This is a genomic window from Methylobacterium sp. FF17, assembly GCF_025813715.1.
GTDB classification, from domain to species: Bacteria; Pseudomonadota; Alphaproteobacteria; order Rhizobiales; family Beijerinckiaceae; genus Methylobacterium; species Methylobacterium flocculans.
In genome coordinates this window covers 1,714,923-1,740,155 of record NZ_CP107532.1, presented here as the reverse complement: position 1 = coordinate 1,740,155, position 25,233 = coordinate 1,714,923, and the positions used below count along the sequence as shown (strand labels likewise).

Annotated in this window: 27 protein-coding genes; 14 read left to right on the top strand and 13 right to left on the bottom strand. The window is 72.6% G+C overall.

Features of this window, described 5'->3' with window-relative positions; all coding sequences use genetic code 11:
- Window positions 1–19: 19 nt before the first annotated feature.
- Both OF380_RS08040 and OF380_RS08035 read right to left on the bottom strand, forming a co-directional pair.
- Window positions 20–637 (bottom strand): Maf family protein, encoded by a 618-nt coding sequence (locus tag OF380_RS08040; protein ID WP_264050251.1) that lies wholly within the window; start codon window positions 635–637, stop codon window positions 20–22.
- A gap of 15 nt (window positions 638–652) precedes the next feature.
- On the bottom strand, window positions 653–1,483 hold the full coding sequence (locus tag OF380_RS08035; protein WP_264050250.1) for a pyruvate, water dikinase regulatory protein: 831 nt from the start codon (window positions 1,481–1,483) through the stop codon (window positions 653–655).
- Between the two features lie 540 nt (window positions 1,484–2,023).
- Between OF380_RS08035 and OF380_RS08030 the strand changes: the two genes are divergently transcribed.
- The 8 genes from OF380_RS08030 to OF380_RS07995 all read left to right on the top strand — a co-directional run bounded on the left by OF380_RS08030 (window position 2,024) and on the right by OF380_RS07995 (window position 9,115).
- On the top strand, window positions 2,024–3,169 hold the full coding sequence (locus tag OF380_RS08030) for a uroporphyrinogen decarboxylase (RefSeq protein WP_264050249.1): 1,146 nt from the start codon (window positions 2,024–2,026) through the stop codon (window positions 3,167–3,169).
- 61 nt (window positions 3,170–3,230) lie between these two features.
- Window positions 3,231–3,620, top strand: a complete 390-nt coding sequence (locus tag OF380_RS08025; RefSeq protein WP_404810604.1) for a CopD family protein — start codon at window positions 3,231–3,233, stop codon at window positions 3,618–3,620.
- A 178-nt stretch (window positions 3,621–3,798) separates the two neighbouring features.
- Window positions 3,799–4,749, top strand: a complete 951-nt coding sequence (locus tag OF380_RS08020) for a cation diffusion facilitator family transporter (protein WP_264050247.1) — start codon at window positions 3,799–3,801, stop codon at window positions 4,747–4,749.
- Between the two features lie 100 nt (window positions 4,750–4,849).
- Window positions 4,850–5,686 carry a shikimate dehydrogenase gene (locus OF380_RS08015; RefSeq protein ID WP_264050245.1) on the top strand — a complete coding sequence of 279 codons (837 nt, stop codon included), beginning with the start codon at window positions 4,850–4,852 and terminating at the stop codon, window positions 5,684–5,686.
- A complete protein-coding gene (coaE, locus tag OF380_RS08010; RefSeq protein WP_264050243.1) occupies window positions 5,683–6,285 on the top strand; it encodes a dephospho-CoA kinase in 603 nt (200 codons plus the stop codon). Before OF380_RS08015 ends, coaE begins: the two co-directional genes overlap by 4 nt.
- Window positions 6,286–6,345: 60 nt before the next feature.
- Window positions 6,346–7,074, top strand: a complete 729-nt coding sequence (dnaQ, locus tag OF380_RS08005) for a DNA polymerase III subunit epsilon (protein ID WP_264050242.1) — start codon at window positions 6,346–6,348, stop codon at window positions 7,072–7,074.
- A gap of 138 nt (window positions 7,075–7,212) precedes the next feature.
- Window positions 7,213–7,638: a CopG family transcriptional regulator gene (locus tag OF380_RS08000; RefSeq protein ID WP_264050241.1), complete on the top strand. Its 426-nt coding sequence runs from the start codon at window positions 7,213–7,215 to the stop codon at window positions 7,636–7,638.
- Window positions 7,639–7,705: 67 nt separating this feature from the next.
- Window positions 7,706–9,115 (top strand): extracellular catalytic domain type 1 short-chain-length polyhydroxyalkanoate depolymerase, encoded by a 1,410-nt coding sequence (locus OF380_RS07995; RefSeq protein ID WP_264050240.1) that lies wholly within the window; start codon window positions 7,706–7,708, stop codon window positions 9,113–9,115.
- Here OF380_RS07995 and panC read toward each other — a convergent pair.
- Window positions 9,112–9,966: a pantoate--beta-alanine ligase gene (gene panC, locus OF380_RS07990; RefSeq protein ID WP_264050239.1), complete on the bottom strand. Its 855-nt coding sequence runs from the start codon at window positions 9,964–9,966 to the stop codon at window positions 9,112–9,114. The two genes, OF380_RS07995 and panC, sit on opposite strands and share 4 nt — an antisense overlap.
- A gap of 67 nt (window positions 9,967–10,033) precedes the next feature.
- Window positions 10,034–10,405, bottom strand: coding sequence for a hypothetical protein (locus OF380_RS07985; RefSeq protein WP_264050238.1), 372 nt, complete (start codon window positions 10,403–10,405; stop codon window positions 10,034–10,036).
- 185 nt (window positions 10,406–10,590) lie between these two features.
- Between OF380_RS07985 and OF380_RS07980 the strand changes: the two genes are divergently transcribed.
- The gene (locus OF380_RS07980) at window positions 10,591–11,373 is read left to right on the top strand and encodes a glycosyltransferase family 2 protein (protein WP_264050237.1); all 783 of its coding nucleotides are present in this window, start codon (window positions 10,591–10,593) and stop codon (window positions 11,371–11,373) included.
- Window positions 11,370–12,098, top strand: coding sequence for a tyrosine-protein phosphatase (locus OF380_RS07975; protein ID WP_264050236.1), 729 nt, complete (start codon window positions 11,370–11,372; stop codon window positions 12,096–12,098). The genes OF380_RS07980 and OF380_RS07975 overlap by 4 nt, the downstream gene beginning before the upstream one ends.
- 6 nt (window positions 12,099–12,104) lie before the next feature.
- On the opposite strand, the gene OF380_RS07970 is transcribed toward OF380_RS07975, so the two are convergent.
- The 7 genes from OF380_RS07970 to OF380_RS07940 are packed head-to-tail and all read right to left on the bottom strand — an operon-like array spanning window position 12,105 to window position 18,757.
- Window positions 12,105–13,463 carry a hypothetical protein gene (locus OF380_RS07970; RefSeq protein WP_264050235.1) on the bottom strand — a complete coding sequence of 453 codons (1,359 nt, stop codon included), beginning with the start codon at window positions 13,461–13,463 and terminating at the stop codon, window positions 12,105–12,107.
- Window positions 13,457–14,365 (bottom strand): tetratricopeptide repeat protein, encoded by a 909-nt coding sequence (locus OF380_RS07965; protein ID WP_264050234.1) that lies wholly within the window; start codon window positions 14,363–14,365, stop codon window positions 13,457–13,459. Before OF380_RS07965 ends, OF380_RS07970 begins: the two co-directional genes overlap by 7 nt.
- The gene (locus tag OF380_RS07960; protein WP_264050233.1) at window positions 14,365–15,294 is read right to left on the bottom strand and encodes a vWA domain-containing protein; all 930 of its coding nucleotides are present in this window, start codon (window positions 15,292–15,294) and stop codon (window positions 14,365–14,367) included. The genes OF380_RS07965 and OF380_RS07960 overlap by 1 nt, the downstream gene beginning before the upstream one ends.
- The gene (locus OF380_RS07955; protein ID WP_404810553.1) at window positions 15,291–16,316 is read right to left on the bottom strand and encodes a VWA domain-containing protein; all 1,026 of its coding nucleotides are present in this window, start codon (window positions 16,314–16,316) and stop codon (window positions 15,291–15,293) included. The genes OF380_RS07960 and OF380_RS07955 overlap by 4 nt, the downstream gene beginning before the upstream one ends.
- 3 nt (window positions 16,317–16,319) lie before the next feature.
- Window positions 16,320–16,778: a DUF4381 family protein gene (locus OF380_RS07950; protein WP_264050232.1), complete on the bottom strand. Its 459-nt coding sequence runs from the start codon at window positions 16,776–16,778 to the stop codon at window positions 16,320–16,322.
- Window positions 16,779–16,802: 24 nt separating this feature from the next.
- Window positions 16,803–17,750, bottom strand: coding sequence for a DUF58 domain-containing protein (locus OF380_RS07945; protein ID WP_264051236.1), 948 nt, complete (start codon window positions 17,748–17,750; stop codon window positions 16,803–16,805).
- On the bottom strand, window positions 17,747–18,757 hold the full coding sequence (locus OF380_RS07940) for an AAA family ATPase (protein WP_264050231.1): 1,011 nt from the start codon (window positions 18,755–18,757) through the stop codon (window positions 17,747–17,749). Before OF380_RS07940 ends, OF380_RS07945 begins: the two co-directional genes overlap by 4 nt.
- A gap of 354 nt (window positions 18,758–19,111) precedes the next feature.
- On the opposite strand from OF380_RS07940, the gene OF380_RS07935 reads away from it, so the two are divergent.
- From OF380_RS07935 to OF380_RS07920, 4 genes are all read left to right on the top strand, one after another.
- A complete protein-coding gene (locus OF380_RS07935; RefSeq protein WP_264050230.1) occupies window positions 19,112–20,011 on the top strand; it encodes an alpha/beta fold hydrolase in 900 nt (299 codons plus the stop codon).
- A gap of 303 nt (window positions 20,012–20,314) precedes the next feature.
- A complete protein-coding gene (locus OF380_RS07930; protein ID WP_264050229.1) occupies window positions 20,315–22,006 on the top strand; it encodes a methyl-accepting chemotaxis protein in 1,692 nt (563 codons plus the stop codon).
- Between the two features lie 158 nt (window positions 22,007–22,164).
- A complete protein-coding gene (locus OF380_RS07925) occupies window positions 22,165–22,866 on the top strand; it encodes an orotate phosphoribosyltransferase (protein WP_264050228.1) in 702 nt (233 codons plus the stop codon).
- A gap of 51 nt (window positions 22,867–22,917) precedes the next feature.
- Window positions 22,918–23,634: an MgtC/SapB family protein gene (locus tag OF380_RS07920; protein WP_264050227.1), complete on the top strand. Its 717-nt coding sequence runs from the start codon at window positions 22,918–22,920 to the stop codon at window positions 23,632–23,634.
- Between the two features lie 48 nt (window positions 23,635–23,682).
- Here the strand turns inward: OF380_RS07920 and OF380_RS07915 are convergent, their stop codons facing one another.
- Together OF380_RS07915 and OF380_RS07910 are read right to left on the bottom strand one after the other, a co-directional pair.
- Window positions 23,683–24,012 carry a hypothetical protein gene (locus tag OF380_RS07915; protein ID WP_264050226.1) on the bottom strand — a complete coding sequence of 110 codons (330 nt, stop codon included), beginning with the start codon at window positions 24,010–24,012 and terminating at the stop codon, window positions 23,683–23,685.
- A gap of 63 nt (window positions 24,013–24,075) precedes the next feature.
- Window positions 24,076–25,200 (bottom strand): glycosyltransferase, encoded by a 1,125-nt coding sequence (locus OF380_RS07910; RefSeq protein ID WP_264051235.1) that lies wholly within the window; start codon window positions 25,198–25,200, stop codon window positions 24,076–24,078.
- Window positions 25,201–25,233 lie beyond the last annotated feature (33 nt).

Sequence of the window (25,233 nt, the reverse complement as noted above, 5' to 3'; positions counted from 1 at the left end):
TCGCGGGGTCGGTGGAGCGTCAGAAGCCGAGGAGCCCCCGGTCCCGCAGCCGGGCCAGGAGCGGCAGCAGCGGCAGGCCGAGGATGGTCGAATGGTCGCCCGCGATCTCCGAGAACAGGTGGATGCCGAGGCCTTCGAGCTGATAGCCGCCGACGCTGGCCCGGACCTTGTCGGCACCCGCGAGCGCCACGTAGGCCGCGATCTGGCGCGCATCGAGCCGCCGCATCGTGAGGTGCGCCGTCTCCACGAAGGTCTCGACGATGCTGCCGTCGATGGCGAGGGAAACCGCCGCATGCAGGGCGTGGGTGCGCCCGGCGAGGGCGGCGATCTGGTCGCGGGCCGAGGCGAGGTCCGCCGGCTTGTGGAACAGCGTGCCCTCGCAGGCGAGCACCTGATCCGCGCCGATGACGACGCGATCGGAATGCCGCGCGGCGACGGCACCGGCCTTCGCCTCCGCCAGGCGTTCGGCCAGGGCTTCGGGCACCAGCCCGGCGCAGGCCGCCTCCACCGCGCGCTCGTCCACCCCCGGCGCCGCGGTCTCGACCGAGAACCCCGCCCCTTCGAGGAGGCCGCGCCGGGTCGGGCTGGTGGAGGCGAGGAGGAGGGGCCGGGCCCCGCGCCAGAGAATGGTGGTCATGGGGAGCCCCGGTTTTCAGGAGGCGATGAACTTGAGGCGGTGCTCGCGATGCAGGTCGACGATGGCGGCCGCCGTCTCCTCGATGGAGCGGCGGGTGACGTCGATGGTCGGCCAGCGGTGCTTGGCGCAGAGCCGTCGGCAGGCGGCGATCTCGTCGGCCACCGCGCTGCGATCGACATAAAGGGAGGAATCGTCCGCCTTCAGGCTGAGGAGCCGGTTCTGGCGGATCTGCACGATGCGCTCGGGGCTGGCGAGCAGGCCGACGAGGAGGGGCTTTCGCGCGGTCTCCAGGCTTTCCGGCAGCGGCATGCCGGGCACCAGGGGAAAGTTCGCGGTCTTCAGGCCGCGATTGGCGAGATAGATCGCGGTGGGCGTCTTCGAGGTGCGACTGACGCCGATGAGGATGACGTCGGCCTCGTTCACGTCGGGCGGCAGGTTGCCGTCGTCGTGCAGCAGCGTGAAGTTCATCGCGTCGATGCGCTTGAAGTACTCCGCGTTGAGCATGTGCTGCGCGCCCGGCCGGGCGGTCGAATCCGCGCCGAGATAGGATTGCAGCAGGGCGTGCACGGGCTGGAGCACCGAGAGGCAGGGCGAGCCGGTCTCCCGGCAGGCCGCCTCCAGCCGCTCGGTGAGGTCGTGCCCCACCAGGGTGTAGAGCACGAGGCCGGGCGCCGCCTCGATCTCGGAGATCACCCGCTCCAGCTGCGGCCCGGAGCGCACCAGGGGATAGACGTGCTCGATGGCCGAGACCCCCTCGTACTGGGCGGCGGCCGCGCGGCCGACGTTGATGAGCGTCTCGCCGGTGGAATCCGAGACGAGGTGCAGATGGAAATAGCTACGGCTCATCGAGAGGCAGTCTCCTCCGGCCTCGCGGGCCAGACCGGTCGCGGCCTTGTCCACCGGGGCACGGTCAGGGGAGTCGATAAGGGTGGATAAGCCGGCTTCGCTTGAGGGTCCAGCGGATGTCCGCCCCGACTTGTCGACTCTGGCGTCAACACGCGCGCCGACCGGCGCCGTTCCGGCGCGGTTTTGGGAGAATCCGGGACCGATGGGCGCGCCGAGCCCGGCAGGCGCACGCAAGGCACTGTATCCCATCGCCTATCGGGGACATTGGACCCAATCCATTAAAGCCTGCTTAACGTCGTGGCGGCGGGGACGCCCTGTGGACGGTTTTTTGCTCCCGCATCGGACCCCCCTAAAAAGAAAAAACAGAGTCCTAGAATCTTTCTTTCCTTTTAGAAGGCCGGTGTGGGGATGAAGGCCGCGCGCCGATCCGGCACCGGACCGGACGAAGGGTTTTCGAACGGCGGACCTGTTTCGGGAGGCAGACATCCGGGGCTTCGGTGCTACATACCGGCCTCAGGGAACGGGACGTCGGGAGATCGGATGAGCCAGGGTGTTGCGAGCCGGGATCCTTCACGGGACCGTACGGTCCTGCGGGTTCTCGCGGGCGAGGCGCAAGCCCGTCCCCCCGCCTGGATGATGCGGCAGGCCGGGCGCTACCTTCCCGAGTACCGGGAGGTCCGCGCCAAGGCGGGCTCCTTCCTCGACCTCTGCTACAACCCGGACTTCGCCACCGAGGTGACGCTTCAGCCGATCCGGCGCTTCGGCTTCGAGGCCTCGATCCTGTTCTCCGACATCCTCGTGATCCCGGACGCGCTGGGCCAGGACGTGCGCTTCGTGGAAGGGGAGGGGCCGCGCCTCAACCCGATGGCGGGCCGGGCGGAATTCGAGCGCCTGCGCGAGGCCGGCGATCCGGCGATCTTCACGCACCTGGAGCCCGTCTTCGAGACGGTGCGGCGCCTGCGGGCAGAACTCCCCCACGAGACCACGCTGCTCGGCTTCTGCGGCGCGCCCTGGACGGTGGCGAGCTACATGATCGGCGGGCGCGGCACGCCCGACCTCGCACCCTCCCGCGCCCTGGCCCGGCAGGACACCGCCCTGGTGGAGGCGCTGATCGACCGCCTCGTCACGGTGCAGACCGAGTACCTCGTGCGCCAGCTCGAGGCCGGGGCGGACGCGGTGCAGATCTTCGAGTCCCATGCGGGCTCGCTCCCCGACGCGCGCGGCGCCGACGAGCCCTCCGAGCAGGCCGTCAACGAGGTCGCCGAGAGCGCGCTGCCTGAACCCGCGGAGCGCGACGCCCTGACCCGCTGGTCGCTCCAGCCCATTGCCCGGATGATCGCCGGGGTGCGCGCCCGCGTGCCGGGGGCGCGGATCATCGTGTTCGCGCGGGGTTCGGGCCTCGACGGCCATGCCCGCGTGGTGCCGGAGACGGCGGCCGACGCGGTCGGCGTCGACTGGTCGGTGGATCTGAAAGCCCTGCGCGACCGGGTGCCCGCCACCACGGTGACGCAGGGCAACGTCCATCCCGAGACCCTGATCGCGGGGGGCGCCGCCCTCGACGCGGCGGTCGACGGGGTGCTCGCGGCCACCGAGGGCCTGCCGCACATCTTCAACCTCGGCCACGGCATCACCCCACAGACGCCGATCGCCCATGTCGAGCGCATGCTCGCGCGCCTGCGGGGCTGACCCCTTGGACAGCCTCTACCCCTGGCTCAAGGCCGGGCATCTCGTCGCCCTCATCTCCTGGATGGCGGCGATGCTCTACCTGCCCCGCCTGTTCGTCTATCACGCCTCCCTGGTGCCGGGTCCGCACGCGGCGGCCCAGTCCGAGACCTTCAAGGTCATGGAGCGGCGCCTGCTCAAGGCGATCATGACGCCTGCGATGATCGCCACCTGGGTGTTCGGGCTGATCCTGGCCTGGATGAGCGGGTACTACGCCGCCGGCTGGCTCCAGGCGAAGTTCGTCCTGGTGCTGGCCATGAGCGGCATCCACGGCTGGCTCGCCCGGATGGTCCGGGACTTCGCCGCCGACCGGAACACGCGCGGCCATAAATTCTACCGGGTGATCAACGAGGTGCCGACGCTCCTCATGATCCTGATCGTGATCCTGGCCGCGGTGAAGCCGAGTTTCTGGTAATTATCTTCGACGTCCGGATACCGGCACCGCGGCCTTCGAACCTGGCGCGCCTCTCCTCCCCCTGGCGGAGGTCGGGGGGGTCGGGTGACCCTCACCGTTCGGAGGCCGGCGGAACCACCCCCACCCTCGATCCCTCCCTGCAAGGGGGCGGGAGGGGGTCGAACCCGAGGCGGATGGAATGGATGAGCACGCGCACGATCACCACCACGATCATCACGGGCACAGCCACGGGGGCGGCCATTCCCACGCGCCCGCCACCTTCGGGCGCGCCTTCGCCATCGGCATCGCCCTCAACATCGCCTTCGTGATCCTCGAGGCGGTCTACGGTTTCGCCAGCGACTCCATGGCCCTGGTGGCCGATGCCGGCCACAACCTCTCGGACGTGCTCGGCCTCATGGTCGCCTGGATCGCCTCGGTGCTGGTCAAGCGCGCGCCGACCCCGCGCTTCACCTACGGCCTGCGCGGCTCCTCGATCCTCGCCGCCCTGTTCAACGCGGTGTTCCTGCTGCTCGCCACCGGCGCCATCGCCTGGGAGGCCGTCGCCCGCCTGATCGCCCCCGAACCGCAGCCGGTGGCGGGCCTGACCGTGATGGTGGTGGCCGGCATCGGCATCCTCATCAACGGCGTCACCGCCTGGCTCTTCGCCTCGGGCAGCAGCGACATCAACATCCGGGGCGCCTACCTGCACATGCTGGCCGATGCCGCCGTCTCGGCGGGCGTCGTGGTCACGGGCCTGATCATCGTGCTGACGGGGGTCGCCTGGATCGATCCCGTGGTCAGCCTGGTCATCGCGGGCCTCATCGTCTGGGCGACCTGGGGGCTCCTGCGCGACAGCGTGGTGATGTCCCTCTCGGCGGTGCCCCCCGGCATCGATCCGGCGGCGGTGGGAGCCTATCTCCGGAGCCGGCCCGGCGTGAGCGACCTGCACGACCTCCACATCTGGCCGATGAGCACCACCGACAGTGCCCTGACCGCGCATCTGGTGATGGGACAGGGGCATCCGGGCAACGGCTTCCTCATCGCCACCGCCGACGAGCTGCGGACCCGCTTCGGCATCGGCCACGCCACCCTGCAGGTGGAGGAGGCGGGCGGCCCCGCCTGCGCGCTCGCCGGAGACTGCACCGTATGATCCCGACGCCCCGGCCGGCCGGCCCCCGTCTCCACCCGCCTTCACGTCGCCCCCCGTACGGCGGATCCCCCTCGGGGCGCCGGCCGCGAGGGCCACGGGCATGATTCGCGCCTTCGTCGTCGGACACCCCATCGCGCATTCCCGCTCGCCCCTGATCCACGGCCACTGGCTGGCCGAGCACGGGATCGAAGGAACCTACGAGCGGGTCGACGTGGCGCCCGAAGCGTTTCCGGGATTTCTGGCCGAGCTGCGCAGGAACGGCTTTGCCGGCGGCAACGTCACGATCCCGCACAAGGAGGCGGCGTTCGGGCTGGTCGAGTCGCTCACCCCGCGCGCGGAGAAGATCGGGGCGGTCAACACCCTGTTCTTCGACGGCGCCGAGCGCCTCTGCGGCGACAACACCGACGCGCCGGGTTTCATCGCCCATCTCGACCAGAGCCTGGGCCTCGACTGGACCGAGCGGGGGGCCGGCACCGCCCTGGTGCTCGGGGCCGGGGGGGCTGCCCGCGCCATCGTGGTCGGCCTGCTGGAGCGCGGGCTCTCGCGGGTCTGGGTCGCCAACCGCACGCCCGCCCGCGCCGAGGCCCTGGTGGCCCTCGATCCCGCCCGCGTCGAGGCGGTGACCTGGCTCGACCTGCCCGCCGCCATGGCCCGCACGGGGCTGCTGGTGAACACCACCTCGCTCGGCATGGTCGGGCACCCGCCCCTCGACCTCGACCTCTTCGATCTGGCGGACGACGCGGCGGTGGCCGACATCGTCTACGCGCCCCTGGAGACGCCGCTCCTCGCCGCCGCGCGGGCATGCGGCCTCAGAACGGTGGACGGCCTCGGCATGCTGCTGCACCAGGCGGTGCCGGGCTTCGCCCGCTGGTTCCGCGTGACCCCCCGCGTCACCCCGGAACTGCGCGCCCGCATCGTCGCGGATCTGACGGCATGAGCCGCCCCCGCATCCTCGGTCTCACCGGCTCGATCGGCATGGGCAAATCCGCCACGGCCGCGATGTTCGCGCGCCACGGCGTGCCGGTGCACGACGCGGATGCGGCCGTGCACGCCCTCTACGCCGCCGGCGGCGCGGCCGCCCCCCGGATCGGATCGGCCTTTCCCGGAACCCTGGCGCCGGACGGCGCGGTGGACCGGGGGCGCCTGCGGGACGCGGTCCTCGGGTCGCCCGAGCGCCTCGCGGCCCTGGAAGCCCTCGTCCATCCCCTGGCGCAGGCGGCCGCGCGTGACTTCCTGGCCCGCCACGCCGACGCGGCCCTGGTGCTCCTCGACATCCCGCTGCTGTTCGAGACCGGCGCGCAGGCGCGCTGCGACCGGGTCCTGGTGGTCACGGCGCCCGAGGACGTGCAGCGCGCCCGCGTGCTGGCCCGACCGGGCATGGATGCGGCGGCCTTCGAGGCGATCCGGGCCAAGCAGATGCCGGACGCCGAGAAGCGGGCACGGGCGGATTTCGTGCTCGATACCAGCCTCGGCTTCGCCCATGCGGAGGCGGAGGTGGCGGCGATCGTCCGGACCCTGACCGGTGGCGCGCCTTGACGCGATCTTAGGAGCGCGCATGGTCCGGTGGCGCGAACCCAACCCGCCAGGACCGCATCGATGCTGCGCGAGATCGTCCTCGACACCGAGACCACCGGTACCGACGCCAAGAACGGCGACCGCCTGATCGAGATCGGCTGCGTCGAACTCATCAACCACGTGCAGACCGGCCGGTCCTACCACCAGTTCGTCAACCCGACGCGTCCGGTCTCGCAGGGCGCCTTCGCGGTGCACGGCATCTCCGATGCCTTCCTGGCCGACAAGCCGCTCTTTGCCGACATCGTGGATGCGTTCCGCGACTTCTGCGGCGACGCACCCCTGGTGATCCACAACGCGCCCTTCGACGTCGGCTTCCTCAACATGGAATATGCGCGGCTCGGCGCCGCCGCCCCGCCGCCCATCGACCTCGCCGACGTGGTCGACACCCTGCAACTGGCCCGGCGCAAGCACACGGGCGCGGCCAACAACCTCGACGCCCTCTGCTCGCGCTACGGCATCGACACCACCCGCCGCACCAAGCACGGGGCGCTGCTCGACGCCCAGATCCTGGCGGAGGTCTATGTCGAACTGCTCGGCGGCAAGCAGACCAGCCTCGGTCTCGCCATGGCCGAGGCCCAGGATCCGCTCGCCCCCGTCGCGGGCGGCGTGGAGAACCGGGCCTCCGGACCCCGACCGGCGCGCCATCGCCTGACGGACGCCGAGCGGACGCGGCACGCGGCCTTCATCGGCACGCTCGGGGCCAGTCCCGTCTGGCGGGATTACCTCGGGGAGGAGGGGGCGGCATCGTGACCACCGAACCATCGGGCGGCCGCGCGGTTGGTCGTCCCGGCGGGACCGGGTGCGATATTGCAATGCAACTCAGTTCATATTGCATCGCAGCGCAAGCCTCCCATATACCATCCCGGTGGATGGTGGTGGGAAGGTCCGATGTTCGATCTCGTGGACAAGCCGAAGGCAGCGATCCGGGTCGGTGACACCGAGAAGGTGACGATCAACCTCGGTTTCGTGGATCTCGGCCATATCGATCTTCTCGTCTCCGAGAGCGTCTACGCGAACCGGAGCGACTTCATCCGCACCGCCGTGCGCAACCAGATCGCCCGCCACGGCGACGTCACGCGTCAATCCGTGGCCCGCAAGGGCGTCGAACTCGGGTTGCGCCGCTACGACAGGGCGGAACTCGAGGCGGCGCGCGCCAGCGGCATCCGCCTCGACATCCGGGTGCTGGGGCTCGCGAGCATCGCCCCCGACGTCACCCCGGAACTCGCCCGCGACGCCATCGCGTCCATCGAGGTGATGGGCAGCCTCCAGGCGACCCCCGCCGTGAAGGCGGCCCTTGCCGACCGTCTTCTCTGACAGCGTTTCTCCCCGCGTTCCCGACCTCGCATGGATCGGCCTCGCGCCGAACCCGAAAGCGAATGCCATGACCGATTCCCAGAACCGGATGCAGGACCGCCTCGCCGACATGATGGAGGCCACCCGCCTCACGGCGGCCGGGCGCCTGCAGGACGCCACGGTCCTGCTCCAGCGCGGATTGACCGGCGGGCACGCGGCCGCGCCCGCCGGCGGCCGGGACGTCGCGGCGCAGGCCCCGAACACCATCGACCTCGTCGCCGAGCGGGTCGAGACCGGCCCGGCCCCCGAGCGCCCGGCGGACAAGGTCTCTTCGGGCGATCGTGTTTCCTCGGGCCCCAAGGTCTCTCCCGGTGGCACGGCTTCGCCCAGGGGTGACGCCGACGAGACGGGCATCGCCGCGATCCTGCCCGAGAAGCTGCGCAAGGTCGTCGAGACGGTGACGCGGGGCATCGCGCCCGTTCTCGGCAAGGCCGGCCTCACGGTGCCGGGCCTCGGCGGCGGCGCCGGCGGACTCGCGCCGGGCTTCCAGAAAGGCCTTGGTGCGGGTGTCGGTTCAGGTCTCGGCGCAGCGTTCGGTGGGGCCGGCTCGGGCTTCAGCCAGGCGCGGGCCCCCCTCACCGAGGGCGGCAACTTCACCGAGCACAGCTTCTCCAACGCGGCGGGCGGCCGGGACTACAAGCTCTTCGTGCCCAGCGATGCCCGGCCGAACCTGCCCCTCGTGGTGCTGCTGCATGGCTGCACCCAGTCGCCGGACGATTTCGCCGCCGGCACCGGCATGAACGCCCTGGCCGAAGCCGAGGGCTTCCTCGTGGCCTACCCGGCCCAATCCGGCCGCGCCAACGGCCAGCGTTGCTGGAACTGGTTCCAGCCCAACGACCAGGGCCGCGATTCCGGCGAGGCCGGCATCATCGCCGGGCTGACGCGCGCGATCATCGCCGAGCACCGCGTCGATCCCGCGCGGGTCTACATCGCCGGCCTCTCGGCGGGCGGGGCGGCGGCGGTCAACATCGCGCGGGCCTATCCCGATCTCTACGCGGCGGTGGGCATTCATTCCGGGCTCGCGGCCGGCTGCGCCCGCGACGTCTCGACGGCCCTCACCGTCATGCGCCTCGGCCCGGTGGCGGCCGGCGATTGCGCGGCCGCCGAGGTCCGCGTGCCCACGATCGTGTTCCATGGCGAGAGCGACGGCACGGTCAACCTGCGCAACGGCGAGCAGGCCCTGGCTCAGGCCGGCATCGACGGTCTGGTCCCGGAGGCCGCCGAGGCGGTGAGCCCGGGGGGCCTGCCCTACACCCGCACCCGCTATGCGGACGGCAACGGCCGGGTCGCGGTGGAGGGCTGGATCGTGCGCGGCCTCGGCCATGCCTGGTCGGGCGGCAACGCGGCGGGGAGCTACACCGACCCGCGCGGGCCGGACGCCTCGCGGGCGATGATCGACTTCTTCCGGGCGAACCCGCTCGGCGCCGGCCGGGGCTAACCGACGGGCACGTTGTCGATGAGGCGCGTGCGGCCGAGATAGGCCGCCGCCAGCACCCGGGCGGGCCGCGTGGCCCGCTCCAGGGGCGCCAGGGTCTCGGCGTCGCGGACCTCGAGGTACTGGACCGGGCCGAAGCCCGCCGCCGTCAGGGCGGCGTGCCCCTCGGCGAGGAGCGGGACCGCGTTCCCGCCCGCCGCGAGCCCCTCGGCGATGCGCGACAGGACGGCATGGAGGCGTGGCGCCCGCGCCCGCTCGTCGGCGTCCAGGTAGCGGTTGCGCGAGGACAGGGCGAGTCCGTCCGTCTCCCGCAGGGTCGGCACGCCCTGGATCTCCACGGGCAGGTCGAGGTCGCGCACCGCGCGACGGATCACGAGGAGCTGCTGGAAATCCTTCTCGCCGAACAGGGCGAGGTCCGGCTGGACCCGGTTGAGGAGCTTCGTCACCACCGTGGCGACACCCGAGAAGTGCCCCGGCCGAAACGCGCCGCACAGGCCCTCCGTGAGCCCCTCGACCTCGATCCGGGTGGAGAAGTGCTCCGGATACATCCCTGAGACCTCCGGCAGGTAGGCCGCATCGACGCCGGCCTCCGCGAGCAGGGCGAGGTCCGTCTCCGTGTCGCGCGGGTAACGCGAAAAATCCTCGTGGGGGCCGAACTGGGTCGGGTTGACGAAGACGCTCGCCACCACCCGCTGCCCGAGGGCGCGCGCCCGCGCCATCAGGGCGAGATGGCCCGCATGGAGGGCGCCCATGGTGGGCACCAGCACCACACGCGCGCCGGCCCGGCGCCAGCCGGCGACCTCGGTCCGCAAGGGGACCACGTCCGTGAATCGGAGGAGGGGGGCGTGGGGCAAGGAACCTCGCGAACGTGCCGGACGGATGGCGCCAGACCTAATCCCCCGCGTGCGGCGGCGCCAGCCGTCAGGGACAATAGGGCAGCAGGGGCCGTCCGTAGGGATCGTCCACCCCGAGCGGCGGCGTGAAGCCGTAGTAGCTCGGCTTGCCGAGGCCGTAGGCGGACCCGACATAGCTCGGATCGTCGGGGGCGTCGGTGGGGATCGGAACCCGCCGCGCCCGGCAGCGGAGCGCCTGGCGCCGCAACGGGACCGCGCGGCTCCCGCTGGAATCGTCCCCTTCCGCCCGCGGAAAGTAGCGCGGCATCGGGCCTGGGCCCTGCCCGCGCGCGCCGCCGGGCGCGAACGGCTCCGCGAAATCGGCCGCGCCGGCGGGCACCAGACCCGCGAGCAGCGTCAAGGCCGCCAGCCCCGGCCCCGCCTTCATCCCTCGCCGCATCGTCGGACCCTCCGTCCCGAGCCGTGGCCGATCATGGTAAAGGGACGGTTAAGGCGCGGTCTCACGGACCTCTACCGAGGGTCGGGGCCTGCACGGTCGGGTGGACGGCCTCCACGCAGGCGCGCGAGTTGTGAAACGCCGGTCCCGCCGCTACGAAGCCCCGGACCAGCCACGGGATTTCCCAGGTGACGCCTGATCCGGCCTTAAGAACCGCCCTCTCGTGCACGATCATCACGAAGAACGAGGCGGACCGCATCCTGCGCTGTCTCGAGAGCGTCCGGGGCCTCGTCTCCGAGATCATCGTGATCGACTCGGGGAGCACGGACGAGACCCTGCGGATCTGCCGGGATTTCGGGGCGACCTGCTTCCACCGTGACTGGGAAGGCTACGGCCAGCAGAAGCGTTTCGCCGAGTCGCAGGCCAGCCACGACTGGATCCTGAACCTCGACGCGGACGAGTGGCTGACGGAGGCCACCCGGGCGGAACTGTTCGCCCTGTTGCGGGCGCCGATCCCGGACGCGATCCACGGCTACGAGTTCCGGATCACCCAGGTCTATCCCGGTGACGACCGGCCGAGGCCGTTTGCCGATTACCACAGCTACGTGCGCCTCTACGACCGGACCCGCTGCCGGTTTCCCGACAGTGCCGTCTTCGACGAGGTCAAGGTCCCGAGCGCGCACAAGGGGCATATCCGGGCCCCGATCTTCCACCAGTCGATCCGCTCGATCGCGCATCTGGTGGAGAAGAACATCGCTTACTACAAGCTGCAGACCGGAGAGGTGAAGAAAAAATCTCCCCTGACGCTGGTTCGAATCGGCTTCGAGCCGATGCTGGTCTTCTTCAAGTACTACATCATGAAGATGCACGTCACGGGCGGGGTGTACGGTTTCATCGTAGCCATCACCATCGCCATGCTGCGAACCTATCGCCTCGCGATCCTCTACTTCCCCAAGGAACGGACGCGTTGAGGTTCAAGCGGGGCCGGGACTACGTCCGCCGCAACGAGCAGCGCCTGGCGCGGATCGCCCGCTGGGATCGCCCGATCGCGAACCGGACCGAGCGCGTGCTGGCCTGGGTCAACATGCTGGTGGCCGATCACGGCCTGTTCCGCCTCGTCTACCTCAACCGGCACCGGGTCGGCACCGGGCGGCTGTGGCGCTCGGCGCAGCCCGCCCCGCACCAGATCGACCGGTTCGCCCGCGCCGGGATCCGGAGCGTCGTGTGGCTGCGCGGGCAACCGGAATACGGATCCTGGTCCCTCGAGCGCGAGCGCTGCCAGGCGCTCGGCCTCGATTTCCGGGACATCACCCTGCGCTCCCGCGCGGCACCGGAGCGCGAGGCGATCCTCGCCCTGAAGGCGATCTTCGAGACGATCCCGTATCCCGCCCTGATCCACTGCAAGTCCGGCGCCGACCGGGCGGGGCTGGCGGCGGCCCTGTACCTCATCTTCCAGGAAGGGGTGCCGCCCGCCCGGGCGATGCGCCAGCTCTCCCTGCGCTACGGCCATGTCCGGCAGGCCAAGACGGGTATCCTGGGGCGCTTCTTCGCGGCCTATCTCGATGACGCCGCGCAGAACCCCATCGGCTTCGAGGCATGGGTGCGGGAGCGCTACGATCCCGCCGCCCTCGAAGCGTCGATGACGCGGCGGCGCGGCTTCGACCTCCTCGTCGACCGCGTCCTGCGCCGGGAATAGCGGCGGTCAGCGCGCGGCGGACGGGCCGTCGAGGGGCGCGAGGCGGCCCGGCCCGGCCGCCGCGCGCGGGACCGGAACCGGCCGCGACAGCCTGGCCGCGAGGGCGGTCAGGTCGACGTCCGCGCCCGACGGCTCCGGCGCGTAGAGCCCGCGCTCCAGGGCCTCGAGGCCGGCAGCGATCTCGGGACGTTCGCGCCAGGCGGCCGCCAGCTCCGGCTCTCCCTGGAGGGCGGGCGCCAGCGCGGCCCGGAACGCCCGCCGGTCGCGGGCGGCGGCGGCCCGGCGCAGGGCCCTGCGGGCGCGGGCATCGAGGCGCCGGCGCGGCGCGGCGCCCGGGCCGAAACCGAGGAGCACCAGGCCGAGGCCGAAGGCGACGAGGGCGGCGCAGGCGACGAGGAGGGGCGAGGCCGCCAGGGCCGGCCCCGCCTCGTCGGCCCGGTCGGGAAGGCCGCCGCCGATCTGGCGGGCGGGGATCTCGGCCTCCCGCAGGGTCCGCGAGACCGTGTCGAACCACGGGATGCTGATCGCATCGAGGGGGATGACCTCCTCGATGGCCGGGCGCACGTCCCACTGGTAGGTGGCCCGCGCGATCGGTCCCGAGGGCGTGATCAGGGTCTCGCGGGTGACGGGCCCGGCGAAGGTGAGGATGCCGCGCGTGCGCATCACGGGGCGGGGCGGCAATCCCTCGGCGACCATGCCCTGCGCCTCCAGGGTGACGATGCGCCGGGTGGTCTCGCCGATCTTCACCGTTTCCGGGTCGGGACTCCAGGAATCCGTGATCGTGACGTCCTTGGCCGGCAGCCACCACGGATCCTTGGCGTCGGGGCCGCCCACCGGCTTGGTCCAGGTCGCCACGGGGAGCGTGACGGGCGCCGAGGGCACGTCGACCACCACGCGCTTGCCGCCCTCGTTCACCGTGAGGCGGTGGATGAAGGGGTCGATGGTGAAGTCGCCCGGATGGTGCGGGAAGATCGCCACCACCCGGTCGAAGGCGATGGCGACCTGACCGTCGGGCAGGCGGGTCTTCGACCAGGCGTCGCGGCCGAGCTGCGTCCAGCTGAAATTGGCGAGCGAGGGCTGGATCACCTCCTCCAGCAGGATCGCCTGGCGATAGACCCCGCGGATGCGCAGCAGCACCATCTCCCGCGAGAACGGGTCGGCATTGCCGTTGCGCTCCGGGGTCACCGTGAGGGTGAGGTCGCCGGGGCCGATCTCGGCGCGGGCGGGGAGGGGCGCGAAGAGGATGAGGGCGAGGCACCAGGCGCCGACACGTCCCCTGTGACGGGCGGCCGGATTCTTCCGACTCGAGTGAAGCCTGCCGACGAAACGCAGGGCGGAGACGCCGAACGGTGGAACGCTCACCATGGGTTGCTCCCCCCCGGCACGGCGGTGCCGGCCTCCACCCGCGCCGCCTGCTCCGCCTTGAGACGCAGCTTCAGATAGCGCCCGGGATCGTCCGGCAGGGTCTGGAGCCAGAGGCGGTCGGGGCGGATCTCGTGGGCCTCGAAGCTCTTCGTGACCCGGCGCACCTCGCGCTCGGGGGCCGCGGCCACCATTGCCGAGCCGGCGCCGGTGCGCCCGCGCCCCGCCGCGTCGCTGGCCGAGCCCCGGGCCTCGCCCTTGCCGGAATCCACCGAGACCTGCTCGGCCTTGCCGCGCCGGGCGACCTTGCTGTTGCCGGGGGTCGAGGAGGTGGTCCCCCCCTCCTTGTTGCCGGCGAGCCCCTCGCCGCTGGAGGTGGCCTGGGTGTCGTCGTTCGGATCCTGGTTCGAGGTCTTGTTGTAGCGCGCGCCCACCGTCGCGGTGGCGTTGGCCACCCCCCCGCCCTTGCCCGGATCGCCGGCGCCCTCGTCGACGAGGCGGGCGATCAGCGAGCGGTTGGCCTGCGCGTCGGCATCGCGCGGATTGTACTGGAGCGCGGCGTCGTAGGCGTCCAGCGCCCCCTGCAGGTCGCCGGATTTCGCGAGGGCGTTGCCGAGGTTGTAGGCGTTGCGCCGGCCGCCGTTGCGGAACAGGGCGGCGGCCTCCTCGTAGCGCCCGGCCTGGTAGAGCGCGGGCCCGCGCCAGGCGGGATCGTCCAGCACGAAGGCGGCGGCGGCGGGCAGGCCGAGGCCCATCAGGGTGCGGCCGAGGCTGGTGCGCGGCTGCGCCGTCGCGGTCAGGCCGAGGATGCCGACGCCCGCGAGCCCGAGGGCGGTCAGGCGGGCCCAGCGGGTCCAGTGCGGGGGGAGGGGAGGCAGGCGGGCGGCGAGGGCGCGGACGGCCATCAGGCGCTCCTGCGGAACAGGACGAGGGCCGGCAGCAGGGCCAGCAGCACGAGCCAGCGCCCGAGATCGGCGAAGGCGAGCACGGTGTAGCCGCCGGCCGCGAGGTGCTGCGCCGTGCTGGCGCCCACCGCGTCGAGCACCGGGGCGGGGCCGTCGAGGCGGGCGAAGCGGCCGGCGCCCGCCTCGGTCAGGCGTTCGAGGGCGCCCGGGTCGGGCTTCGGCGAGCCCGCCGGCAGGCCGGGACCGGCGGGCACGAAGAGTCCGTGCAGGTGCCAGCCCTTCGCCCGGATCGCGTCGGCTTCGCGCGAGGCCGCCTCGCCGATGCCGTCGCCGTCGGTGACGAGGACCACGTCGCCCGCGATCACCCCCGCCTCGGCCAGGGTGCGCCGGGCGAGGGCGAGGCCGCGTTCCGGGTGCGTGCCCCGGTCGGGCACGGTGTCGCCGTCGAGTGCGAACAGGGTGGAGGCGAGGGTGTCCCGGTCGGTGGTGGGCGGGGCGGCGAGGTAGGCGTCGCCGGCATAGACCACCACGGCGACGCTGCGGGTGCCGGCGGCCTCCGCGACCCCTTGCGCGATCTGGCGCACGTCCTTGAGGTGGCCGCCCTCGGCGACGGAACGCGACAGGTCGATCACCACCACGGTGGCGTCGAGGTTGCGGAAGGTGGCGGCGTCCGGGCGCTCCACCGCCGGTCCGGTCAGCGCCAGGGCGACGAGACCGGCGGCGAGCGCCGCGGCGAGGTTCGCCTGCCGGCGTCCGCCGAGCACGGCGCCGCGTCGTGCGAGCAATGCCATCAGGGCGGGATCCACGGCCTTCGTCCAGTCGCCGAGCGGCGCCGAGCGCCAGGCGGCCCGCAGGGCGAGGATCGCGACCAGGGGAATCGCTGCGAGCCACCAGGGCCGCAGCACCGCCAGGGTGTCGAGGAGGCTCATGCCTGACGCCTCGCCGCGAGGAGCCCGATGGCCGCCAGGAAGGCGAGGGTGGCGGGCCAGGGCCAGAGGTCTTTTCGCAGAGGCACCGGCGGCGCCTGGGCGCGTCCGCCCTCGATCGCGTCGATGGCGTTTGCCATGGCGACGAGGTCGTCGGTGGTTTTCACGCGAAACATCCGGCCGCCGGTCAGGTCGGCGATCTCGCGCAGGGTCTCGGTGTCGACGACGTCCTGCTCGCCCTCGGCGTTGGAGAGGTCGCGGGGGCCGAGCGCGATGGTGTGGACGCGGACCCCCAGCTCCTTGGCGAGGCCGGCCACGTCGCGGGGCGTGGTCTGGCCGGCATTGTTGGCGCCGTCCGTCATCAGGATCACCACCTTGGCGCTGGCGGGCGCCGCGCCCTCCGCCGCGATCCCGGCCGGGTTCAGGCGCTTGAGGGCGAGGCCGAGGCCGTCGCCGATGCCGGTGGAGCGTCCGACCAGACCGATATTGGCCTCGTCCAGGGCGCGGGCGACGGTGGCGGTGTCGAAGCTCGGGCTCGCGGCGACGTAGGATTCGTTGGCGAAGATGACGAGGCCGATGCGGTCCCCGGCCCGGCGCCGGATGAAGTCGGTGCCGACCCGCTTCACGGCGGCGAGCCGGGTCACGGTCTGGCCGTCGAGGGCGAAGTCGCGCCGCTCCATCGAGCCGGACAGGTCCATCACCAGCATGATCTCGCGGCCCGACGCCGGCAACGCGGTCGCGGGCAGGACGAGGCGGGGGCCGGAGAGCGCGGCCACCAGCGCCGCCCACAGGGTCCAGACCAGGAGCGCGCGTCCGCGCCCCCGCGCCGCCACGCCGTCGCCGCGCGTGGCCCGCGCCACCAGGGAGGTGGGCACGCGCAGGGCGCCACTCGCCCCGGCGCGCTCGGGTGGCATCAACCGCGCGGCGAGGAGCGGCAGGGGCAGGAGCACCAGCGCGGCGGGGCTTGCCAGATCGAAGGCCGACGCGAGGGCGGAGAGCCAGTTCGGCAGCATCCCGTTCAGCATGGATCAGGCCCCGATCCGCGCGAACAGCCGGGCGAGCTCGGCATCGACCGGGCCGGGATCGGGCGTCCCCCGCTGGTAGAGCCCCTCCGTGAAGGTCCGGCCCGGGCCGGTCGTGAAGAAGCTCGTGGCGAAGAGCCGGTCGAGGGCCACGCCCCACGCCGCGCCCTGCCGATCCGCCACCGCGTCGCCCTGGAGGGTGCGGGCCAGCCGGCGCAGGAGCCGGGCCTGTGCCACGCGGCGCTGCTCCGGAGGCAGGGCACCGGCGGCGGCGAGTTCGGCCAGGGCCGCGCGTCGGACCGAGGCGCGGCGGCGGGTGGCGAGATGGCGCAGCAGGCCCAGCGCCAGGGCCGCCGTGAACCCGAGGGCGATGGCGAGCATCACCGCGCCCTGCGTGCCGCCCGCCTCGGCGGGCAGATGCAGGCCGCGCAGCTGGTCGAGGCTGGGGGGAAGGTCGGGGTTCACCGGGCGCCCCCGAGGCCGGGTCCGTCAGAGCACCGCATCGAGGCGCTCCATCAGGGGGGCGTAGGCCTCCGGGCCCGCCTCCACGTCGAGGCGCAGGCCCTCGATGCCCCGGCGGGCGTAGTCCACGAGGCGGGCGTCTGCGCTCGGAGGGGGCGAATCGCCCCGGCGCGCCTGCACGGTGCCGCGCCGCCCGTCCGGCGTCGCGAAGGGGTAGAAGCCCGGGGGGCGGTCGCGCTCGAAGGCGTCGCTGACGAGGACGAGGCGGATCGAGAGGCGCTCGGCCATGATCGTGAGAAGGGGGTCGAAGTCCTCGCCGGGCGCGTCGAGGGCGCTGCCGATGACGAGGTGCCCGCCCGAGGGCAGCAGGCTCTGGGCGAGGGTCAGGGCGGGGGCGAGGGGCGGGTCCCCGGTCGCGGCCTCCGCCAGGGCGCGGGCATGCGCCAGCGCCAGGGCGCCCGTCACCGCCGTCATCGCCCGCTCGCCGTTGGCGGGGCGCACCACGACGGGCTCGCCGGCGCCCGCGGCCACGAGGCCGATGCGGCCGCCGTCGCCGACGATGCGCCAGCCGAGCAGCACCAGGGCTTCCGCCGCCGCCACGGAGCGCAGGGCGCGCCGCGTGCCGAACAGCATCGAGGGCCGCAGGTCCACGAGGAGCACCACGGCACGGTCGCGCTCGTCGTGGTGGGTGCGCACGTGCAGGATGCCGGTGCGGGCGGTGGCGTTGCGGTCGATGTGCCGGCGGTCGTCGCCCTCGGACCAGAGGCGCACGTCGTCGGGCTCCGAGCCGCGCCCGCGCCGCCGGGTCACGATCCCGCCGGGCAGGCCCGCCAGCGTCCGCGTCGCCGGGCCGAACCCACGCCGGGCGAGGTGGCGCAGGCCCATCAGCGCCTCGCCGGACAGGTGGATGCCGGGGGCCAGCAGCGGGTCGCCGGCCGGAACGGGCGCGGATGCCGGGGCCATGGTCGCGCTCAGAGCGCCCGCACCCGCTGCACGAGGCCCCGGATGACGCCGCGCGCGGTCTGGCCTTCGGCGGCGGCGCGCCAGGTCAGGCCGATGCGATGGGCCAGCGCGTCGGCGGCGAGGTCCGCCACGTCCTCGGGGACGACGTGGTCGCGGCCGCGCAGGTAGGCCCGCGCCTTGCCGGCGAGCATCAGCGCCAGGGTGCCGCGCGGCGAGGCCGGATGCTCGATGGCCGCGCGCAGGTCCGGGGCGGCGGCGTCGGTGCGGGTGCCGGCCACCAGACGCACGAGATAGTCCTTGAGGGCGGGCGAGACGTAGACGTTGAGGGCGGCCTCGCGGGCGGCGCGGACCTCCGCCACGGAGAGCCGCACCGGCATCGCCTCGGCGTGGTGGTTCAGCTCGCCCTCGACGAGGTCGAGGATGCGGCGCTCGGCGGCCTCGTCCGGCATCTCCACCAGGACGTGGAGGAGGAAGCGGTCGAGCTGCGCCTCGGGCAGGGGGAAGGTGCCCGCGTGCTCGATCGGGTTCTGGGTCGCCACCACCATGAAGGGGTCGGGCAGGGCGTGGGTGTGGCCCGACACGGTGATCTGCCCCTCCGCCATCGCCTCGAGGAGGGCGGACTGCACCTTCGGCGGCGCGCGGTTCACCTCGTCCACGAGGATGAGAGAGTGGAACAGGGGGCCGGGCAGGAATTCGAAATCGCCCGCATCCTGGCGCCACACCGTGGTGCCGGTGAGGTCCGCCGGCATCAGGTCGGGGGTGCACTGGATGCGCGCGAAGCTGCCGTCGAGCCCGTCCGAGAGACGCTTGACCGCGCGGGTCTTGGCGAGCCCCGGCGCGCCCTCGATGAGGAGGTGCCCACCGGTGAGCAGGCCGATCAGCAGGCGCTCCACCATCGCGTCGGCGCCGATGAGCCCGTGCAGCAGGCCGTCGCGCAACGCGAGCACGCGCGCCCGCAGGGCGGCGTCCACGGGCGGGGCGCCGGACGCCGGACGCTCGGCGAGGGTTGCGCCGCTCATGCGGGGAAGCTCGCTGCAAACGGGCTCACTGCGGACAGGCTCGCGATGCACGGGCGGATCGCCCGGGCCGTCTCTGAGGCAGGAACGGTGGGCCGGTCCATGCACGTCTCCTCGCCGTGTATTTTTGGCAGTGGATTCTTGGCAGTGGATTCTTAAGCGATCCACAGAGGTTGGGTGTGCCCGCTGCGTGGGCCGGGCGTCAATCCCGGCCTTCGCTTCGTGAAGCCGCAGGGTGAGGGCGGGCGCCGGGCCGGACCAGGACCGGCCCGGTCGGGGGAAACGGCGGTGGTGCGGCCGGGCCTCCGAACCGGCGGCCCGGCCCACGCGTTTCCCCGGCCCCTGCCGGAGGCGCCCGTGACCACCGATCTCTTCCCCGACTTCGCCGCCCGCTGGATCGACATCCCGGCCGGGCGCTTCTTCGCGCGCATCGGCGGGCCGGAGGAGGGGACGCCGGTGCTGCTCCTGCACGGCTTTCCGCAGAGCCACGCCTGCTGGCACCGGATCGCGCCGGCGCTGGCCGAGCGCCACCGCGTGGTCTGCCTCGACCTCAAGGGCTATGGCTGGTCGGCGGCACCCGAGGGCGACCCGCGCCACGAGGCCTACGCCAAGCGGACGCTGGCGGCCGAGGCGGTGGCGGTGATGGAGGCGCTCGGCCACGTGCACTTCGCCCTGGTCGGGCACGACCGGGGCGCCCGGATCAGCTACCGCCTCGCCCTCGACGAGCCGGGCCGGATCGCCCGGCTGGCGCTGCTGGATATCCTGCCGACCCTCGTCCAGTGGGAGCGGATCGAGGCGGCCCCGCGCAAACCCTCGCACTGGCACTTCCTGGCCGAGGCCGCGCCCGGGCCGGAACGGGCCATCGGCCGGGATGCGGACGCCTATTTCGAAGGCCTCCTGCGCGACTGGAGCGGGGACAAATCCCTCAAGGCCTTCGCGCCGCCCGCCCTGCACCTCTACCGGCAGGCCTGGGGCGTGCCCGAGCGCATCCAGGCCTTCTGCGAGGATTACCGGGCCGGCGCCACCCGCGACCGCGAGGCCGACCTCGCGGATCTGGCCGCCGGGCGCAGACTGACCTGCCCGACCCTGATCCTCACGGGCGACGGCTACCTCGACCGCAGCGCCGAGATGCCGCTCGCCGCCTGGCAGCGCACCTTCGCGCCGGAGGCCGTCGCCGCCGAGATCAAGTCCGGCCACTTCCTCGCCGAGGAGAATCCGTCCGAGACCCTGGTGGCGCTGCAACGCTTCCTTGCTTGAGTCGCGCGCCCTCGGCGGCCGGACCAAGTATCCGGCGAATACGGTCGATGATCCGCTCGCCTTGGTGACGACCGGGTCCAGGATCGCGAAGGTTCGGACGAACGCGTTGGTACGAAATGTGACCGAAGGCGGTCCGAACTTTGCGGCGTGGCAACGCCGGACTGTCCAAAATGCATCAAATGCGATGAATCGCAGCCGTCTTAACTCTTGTTTCAACGAATTATCACAGAACCGTGAGCGAACCGCCGGGTGCCCGAGAGGCCGATCAGGGTCCCGCCCCGGGGTGATCCACGGGGAGCTGCGATGCGTGCGTTCAACAATCTCAAGCTGCTGGGCAAGCTCGCGATTCCAAGCCTGATCCTCATCCTCGTGGCGGTGGGGCTCGTCGCGATGGCGCGGTCCAGCCTCGCCACCCTGGAGCAGAACACCACCGAGATCATCGAGGTCCGCGCCGCACGGCTCTTCCTGGCTCAGAAACTGGCACTGGCCATCGACGAGGCGGTGATCGCCGAGAAGAACGCCATCATCGAGACCGATGAGGCGCTGATGAAGACCGAGTCCGCACACTATCAGTCGAACCGGACATCTGCCTCCGAAGCCGTCGAGCGCCTTCTCGCCCTGGCCGATACGCCGGAGCGTCGGGCCATCCTCACGGACATCCGCGCGGACCTGCAGGCGTTCTTCACCGCCGCCGAGCGCTCGATCAGCCACGCCCTGCGCAACGAGAACGACACGGCCGGGCGCATCTCGAAGCAGGAGGTCCGTCCTGCCCGGATCAAGCTGACCCAGGGCGTGGCCGCCCGGGTCGCCGCCAACCTCCGCGACCTGGAATCCGCCAAGCGGAACGCGACCGACATCGCCGAGGGCGCCACCCGCACCCTGATCGTCACCGCCGGCATCGGCCTCACCTGCGCGATCGGCCTGCTCACCCTCATCGTCCTCTACGGCGTCACCCGTCCGCTGGCCGGGATGACGGCGGCCATGGGACGGCTCGCGGACGGCGACCTCACGGTGGCGGTGGCGGGGACCGGGCGGCGGGACGAGGTCGGCCAGCTCGCCCGCTCGCTCCAGGTCTTCAAGGACAACGCCGTCGAGGCCCGCCGCCTCGCCGCCGCCCAGGCGGTGGAGGACGAGGCCAAGATGCGCCGGGCCCAGCGCCTCGACGCCCTGACGAAGGCCTTCGAATCCAACGTCTCGGCCCTGACGCAGGGGCTGGCGGGGGCCGCCACCGAGATGGAGGCCACCGCCCAGTCGATGAGCAGCGTCGCGGCCCAGACCAACCAGCAGACCGTGATCGTGGCCGGCGCCGCCGAGCAGACCTCCGCCAACGTCCAGACGGTGGCCGCCGCCAGCGAGGAGATGTCGGCCTCGGTGCAGGAGATCGTCAGCCAGGTCAGCCAGTCCGCGCAGATCGCCGACCGGGCGGTGGAGAACGCCCATCGCACCGACGCGACGGTGCGGCGCCTGGCGGGGACGACGGAGCGGATCGGCGCCTTCGTCGAGGTGATCTCCAGCATCGCCGCGCAGACCAACCTGCTGGCGCTCAACGCCACCATCGAGGCGGCGCGCGCCGGCGAGGCGGGCCGCGGCTTCGCGGTCGTCGCCTCCGAGGTCAAGGAACTTGCCGGGCAGACCACCAAGGCGACGAGCGAGATCGGCGAGCGCATCACCGAGATCCGTACCGCGACCCAGGAGGCCGTCGTCGACATCGAGGCCATCGGCCGGATCATCGCCGAGATGTCGAGCTACGCCGCCTCGATCGCGGCCGCCATGGAGGAGCAGGGCGCCGCGACCCAGGAGATCACCCGCAATGTCCAGGAGGCGGCGCGCGGCACCGAGGAGGTGACCACGAACATCTCCGGGGTGCGCGAGGGCGCCGGACAGACCGGGGCGGCGGCCTCCCAGGTCCTCAGCGCCGCGCAGGAACTGGCGCGCCATTCCGAGAGCCTGACCCGCGAGGTCGGCGGCTTCCTCGCCGACGTGAAGGCGGCGTGATCCGGTCCCGGGGTCGGGGCGAACCGCAGGGTTGACGCTTCGCGCGGTTGGCGGGAAGGAGAACCGGCCCGCCTTTTCAAACGGATGCGGGGTTCTCCCGGGGGTGTCTCCCGGCGGGAGACCCCGCGCCCGCCGCCCGCACGAGAGCGAACCCGCGCATGACGACCTCCTTCCTGCCGATCGACCGCGCCGTGATCGCCCGCGAGGCGGCCAAGATGCTGCTCGAGATCAAGGCGGTGCACTTCTACCAGGACACGCCGTTCACCTTCACGTCCGGCTGGGCGAGCCCGGTCTACATCGACTGCCGCAAGATCATCTCGTATCCGCGCCTGCGCTCGACGCTCAACGACTTCGCCGCCGCCACCATCGTGCGTGACATCGGCTACGAATCGATCACCCACGTGGCCGGCGGCGAGACGGCGGGCATCCCCTTCGCGGCCTGGATCTCCGACCGGCTGATGCTGCCGATGCAGTACGTGCGCAAGAAGGCCAAGGGCTTCGGCCGCAACGCCCAGATCGAGGGCGAGGTGGTGGAGGGCGCGAGAACCCTGCTGGTGGAGGATCTGGCCACCGACGGGCGCAGCAAGGCGATGTTCTGCAAGGCGCTGCGCGATGCGGGTGCGCAGGTGGACCATTGCTTCGTGATGTTCTTCTACGACATCTTCCCCAACAGCCGTGAACTCATGGCCGACCTCGGGGTCCAGCTGCACTACCTCACCACCTGGTGGGACGTGCTGGCGGTGGCCAAGGAGAGCGGCCACTTCGACCCGAAGGTGCTGGCCGAGGTCGAGAGCTTCCTGCACGAGCCGGCGAAGTGGTCGGCGGCGCATGGCGGCATCGCGGATTACCCGCAGGCCTGATCCGGCGCGCCCTGTCATGGTTCCGTCACGGGACGCCGTCAGGGCAGGGCGATGATCCCCTTCCTGTCAGGGCCGGTGCCCGAAGCCGTCAACTCGGCGGTCAGCCTCATCGTCGCCTTCGGCCTCGGCACCCTGATCGGGGCCGAGCGCCAGTACCGTCAGCGCACGGCGGGCCTGCGCACCAACGTCCTCGTGGCGGTGGGGGCGGCCGCCTTCGTCGATCTCGGCATGCGGCTGGAAGCCTCGCGCGGGGCGGTGAGCACCGTGGCCTACGTGATCTCGGGCGTCGGCTTCCTCGGAGCCGGCGTGATCATGAAGGAGGGGATGAACGTGCGCGGGCTCAACACCGCCGCGACCCTCTGGTGCTCGGCGGCCGTCGGCGCCTTCGCGGGGGCCGACTTCCCCCTGGAGGCGGCCTTCGTCACGGCGGCCGTGCTCGCGGGCAACACCCTGCTGCGGCCCCTGGTCAACGCCATCAACCGCGCGCCCATCGACGAGAGCCAGACCGAGGCGACCTACGAGGTCCAGGTCACCGTGCAGGCGGACGCCGCCGGCCCCGCCCGCGACCTTCTGGTGGAGCGCCTGGAGGCGGCGAAATACCCCGTCGGCGGCATCGAGGTGGTGGAGCGCGGCGAGGACACCGTCGAGGTGGTGGCGACCCTGGTGGCGACGGCGGTGGCGGCCGCCGAACTCGACGCCGTGGTCGCGGCCCTCGAACGGATGCCGAGCATCGAGCACGCCACCTGGTCGATCCAGACCGCGGATTGAGCCGGGCCCCGCCCCCGTCGATCCGGGACGGCGAGGCCGCTGATGCGCTCAGCCGCGGATCTCGCCGCGCTTGGGGCCGAAACCCGGGATCATGCAGCGGCACTGCGAGCCCCAGGGCTGGGGCTCGGTGACGCAGTTGCCGCGCTGGGTCAGGCAGAGGCGGCCGAAGCGCTCCTCGTAGCGGCGCGGACGACGGTCGTAGCGGTCTTCGTCGAAGCGGCGGCGCTCGTAGCGATCCTCCTCGTAGCGACGCTCGACGCGGCGGGGGCGATCGTCCTCGTAATACTGGGCGCGGGCCTCGAACGCGCCGAACCCGGTGCCGAGGGTCGCCGCCGTCGCGAGGGCCAGAATCGTGGTCTTGATGGTCGTGTGCCTCATAGACGTCTCCCCCGCGAATGGCCCGGGCCGGCCTCGTGCCGCCAACGGGCGCCTTGGGTCTTCCTAGAGCTCCGGGCCTGAACGGTGGCTGAGGCGCGATGCCCCCGGCACACGGCCATCGCGCCATCCGGTGACGAGGCGCACCAGCGGGAGCACGAGGCGGGCGAGGCGGATCTGGCCGGGGAGCTGGCGCGGGCCCAGGGGTCGGTGGACGAGGCGCGGACTGGCCCGTTCGGCCGCCGCCACCGCATGGCCGGCGAGCGGGTGGGCGGCAACGCGGGCGGCCTCGTCCGGCGGGATCCCCAGGGTCCGTGCCCAGCCCGTCTCCGTGCCGAGCCGGCCCGCCGCGTGCAGCCGGCGCAGGCGGCGTCTCCAGGCGTAGCGGTAGAGCGCGCGGGGCACCGCTTCGAGGCGGGCGTCGCACAGGCTGTCGGGCTTCTCGCAGCGCGCCCGGATGGTATCGGCGACCCCGCCCGGCGCGCGGCCCACGAGCCGCCCCGAGACCGTGACGAGGATCGAAGGGTCGTGCCGGACGTGCAGTCCCTGCGCGAGCAGCAGCGCCACGAAGGCGCCGTCCTCGCCGAGCGCGATGGCGGGCATGCCGCCCACCGCCCGGTAGGCCGCGACGCTGACGCTCAAGGTCGCGCCGATGGTGGTGCGGTGGCAGGGCCAGGGATCGTGCGGATCGGGGTCGATGCGCGCCTCGAACTCGGTGAGGAGGTCGCTGTAGGTGTCCTCCCGCTCCCCGCGCCAGTGCAGGGAGGGCGGCAGCAGCGCCCGCTCCGCCGGATCGAGTTCGATCCGGCCCGCGACCGCGTCGGCGCCCCGGTCCAGGGCGGCCCGGTTGCGTGCGACCCAGTCCGGCGGCACCCGGCTGTCGGCATCGGTGGAGAGGATCATGCCGGCCCCGCCCAGCCAGTCGGCGGCCCGGTCCATGGCCTCGCGCCGGGCCCAGCCCGCATGCGCGCCGGCATAGACCACATGGCTGACGCGCACCGGCACCGACATCCGGGGCACGAGATCGGCGACGATCGCCTCCGTGGCATCGGTGCAGTTGTTGAGGAACAGCACCACGCCGAGGCTGCCGGCGGGGAGGCCGGTCTGGGCGTCGATGGCGCGCAGGCAGGCCTCGATGCGTTCGGCCTCGTTGCGCACGGGAATCGCGATGACCGCGCCGGGCGCCGCCAGCGTGCCGGCGGCGTCGCCGAGGGATGAGAGGGA

Bases quoted from the DNA above. Each gene is read 5' to 3' on its own strand.
- OF380_RS08040 (WP_264050251.1), bottom strand. From the start codon at position 637: ATGACCACCATTCTCTGGCGCGGGGCCCGGCCCCTCCTCCTCGCCTCC.
- OF380_RS08035 (WP_264050250.1), bottom strand. From the start codon at position 1,483: ATGAGCCGTAGCTATTTCCATCTGCACCTCGTCTCGGATTCCACCGGC.
- OF380_RS08030 (WP_264050249.1), top strand. From the start codon at position 2,024: ATGAGCCAGGGTGTTGCGAGCCGGGATCCTTCACGGGACCGTACGGTC.
- OF380_RS08025 (WP_404810604.1), top strand. From the start codon at position 3,231: ATGGCGGCGATGCTCTACCTGCCCCGCCTGTTCGTCTATCACGCCTCC.
- OF380_RS08020 (WP_264050247.1), top strand. From the start codon at position 3,799: ATGGATGAGCACGCGCACGATCACCACCACGATCATCACGGGCACAGC.
- OF380_RS08015 (WP_264050245.1), top strand. From the start codon at position 4,850: ATGATTCGCGCCTTCGTCGTCGGACACCCCATCGCGCATTCCCGCTCG.
- coaE (WP_264050243.1), top strand. From the start codon at position 5,683: ATGAGCCGCCCCCGCATCCTCGGTCTCACCGGCTCGATCGGCATGGGC.
- dnaQ (WP_264050242.1), top strand. From the start codon at position 6,346: ATGCTGCGCGAGATCGTCCTCGACACCGAGACCACCGGTACCGACGCC.
- OF380_RS08000 (WP_264050241.1), top strand. From the start codon at position 7,213: ATGTTCGATCTCGTGGACAAGCCGAAGGCAGCGATCCGGGTCGGTGAC.
- OF380_RS07995 (WP_264050240.1), top strand. From the start codon at position 7,706: ATGACCGATTCCCAGAACCGGATGCAGGACCGCCTCGCCGACATGATG.
- OF380_RS07985 (WP_264050238.1), bottom strand. From the start codon at position 10,405: ATGCGGCGAGGGATGAAGGCGGGGCCGGGGCTGGCGGCCTTGACGCTG.
- OF380_RS07970 (WP_264050235.1), bottom strand. From the start codon at position 13,463: ATGGTGAGCGTTCCACCGTTCGGCGTCTCCGCCCTGCGTTTCGTCGGC.
- OF380_RS07965 (WP_264050234.1), bottom strand. From the start codon at position 14,365: ATGGCCGTCCGCGCCCTCGCCGCCCGCCTGCCTCCCCTCCCCCCGCAC.
- OF380_RS07960 (WP_264050233.1), bottom strand. From the start codon at position 15,294: ATGAGCCTCCTCGACACCCTGGCGGTGCTGCGGCCCTGGTGGCTCGCA.
- OF380_RS07955 (WP_404810553.1), bottom strand. From the start codon at position 16,316: ATGCTGAACGGGATGCTGCCGAACTGGCTCTCCGCCCTCGCGTCGGCC.
- OF380_RS07940 (WP_264050231.1), bottom strand. From the start codon at position 18,757: ATGAGCGGCGCAACCCTCGCCGAGCGTCCGGCGTCCGGCGCCCCGCCC.
- OF380_RS07930 (WP_264050229.1), top strand. From the start codon at position 20,315: ATGCGTGCGTTCAACAATCTCAAGCTGCTGGGCAAGCTCGCGATTCCA.
- OF380_RS07925 (WP_264050228.1), top strand. From the start codon at position 22,165: ATGACGACCTCCTTCCTGCCGATCGACCGCGCCGTGATCGCCCGCGAG.
- OF380_RS07920 (WP_264050227.1), top strand. From the start codon at position 22,918: ATGATCCCCTTCCTGTCAGGGCCGGTGCCCGAAGCCGTCAACTCGGCG.
- OF380_RS07915 (WP_264050226.1), bottom strand. From the start codon at position 24,012: ATGAGGCACACGACCATCAAGACCACGATTCTGGCCCTCGCGACGGCG.